The 1,045-nt window shown below is 66.4% G+C and carries 1 protein-coding gene; it reads right to left on the bottom strand.

Annotation, left to right across the window (positions count from 1 at the left end; genetic code table 11):
- Positions 1-1,045, bottom strand: a 1,045-nt coding sequence (gene moaA, locus ACFVTG_RS24755) for a GTP 3',8-cyclase MoaA (protein ID WP_390283660.1), incomplete at both ends; no start/stop codon positions are given.

Genomic DNA, 1,045 nt, shown 5'->3' with positions numbered 1-1,045 from the left:
CCTCCGATGGCGCTCATGCTGCGGTCCGGTTGGATGAAGTCGGGTGCGCCGAGGCCGGTGTGGTCCATGCCGTGGGCTTTGGGTTTGATCCACATGGCGTCTTGCCAGCGTTGGGCGAGTTCCTCGTCGTCCGCTCCGGAGCGAAGGAGTCCCAACAGGTCGAATTCCTGGCGGGAGAACAGGCAGCTCATGATCTTGCCTTCGGCGGTGATCCGTGTGCGCCGGCAATCGGAGCAGAACGGTTCGGTGACGGAGGCGATGATGCCGACGGTGCCCAGGAGCGGACCGGTGGCGTGGGCCGATGCCGGGTCCCGTCGTCGTACTTCGAATCGTTCCGCCGGTGCCCCGTCGCGTTCGCGGGGGTCCGGGGCGAGTGTGAAGTCGCGGGAGAGCAGTTCGCGGATCTCGGCGGCGGTGATCATGTCCCGCCGGGTCCAACCGTGATCGGCGTCCAGCGGCATTTGCTCGATGAAGCGCAGTTCGTAGCCGTGCTCCACTGCCCAGGCCAGGAGCTCGGGGGACTCGGCGTCGTTGATTCCGCGCATGAGGACGGCGTTGATCTTGACCGGTCCCAGGCCTGCGGTCCGGGCGGCATCGACGCCGGCCAGGACCTTGTCGAGGAAGGGGCGGCGGGTGAGCTTGGTGAAGGTTTCTTCGTGCAGGGAGTCGAGGGAGACGTTGATGCGGGTGAGTCCGGCTTCCTTGAGCGCCGCCGCTTTTTTGTCGAGTCCGACGCCGTTGGTGGTCATGGAGATCGGCAGCCCGGGGTGCGCGTCGCGGAGGGCTGAGATGATGTCCACGAGGTCGGCTCGGACCAAGGGCTCGCCGCCGGTGAGGCGGAGTTCGCGGACCCCGAGGTGTTCGACGCCGATCCGCACCAGCCGGACGATCTCGGAAGCGGTCATGACGGCTTGTTTGGACAACCATTCAAGGCCCTCGGCCGGCATGCAGTACGTGCATCGGAGATTGCATTTGTCCGTCAGGGACAAGCGCATGTCGGTGGCCCGGCGTCCGTAACGGTCGAACAGGCCCGCCGGAGTTCCGG

Origin of the sequence: Arthrobacter sp. NPDC058127, assembly GCF_042884555.1 — a bacterium.
Lineage (GTDB): Bacteria > Actinomycetota > Actinomycetes > Actinomycetales > Micrococcaceae > Arthrobacter.
The sequence above is the reverse complement of the archived record's forward strand: the minus strand, read 5'-3'. Positions and strand labels throughout refer to the sequence as shown.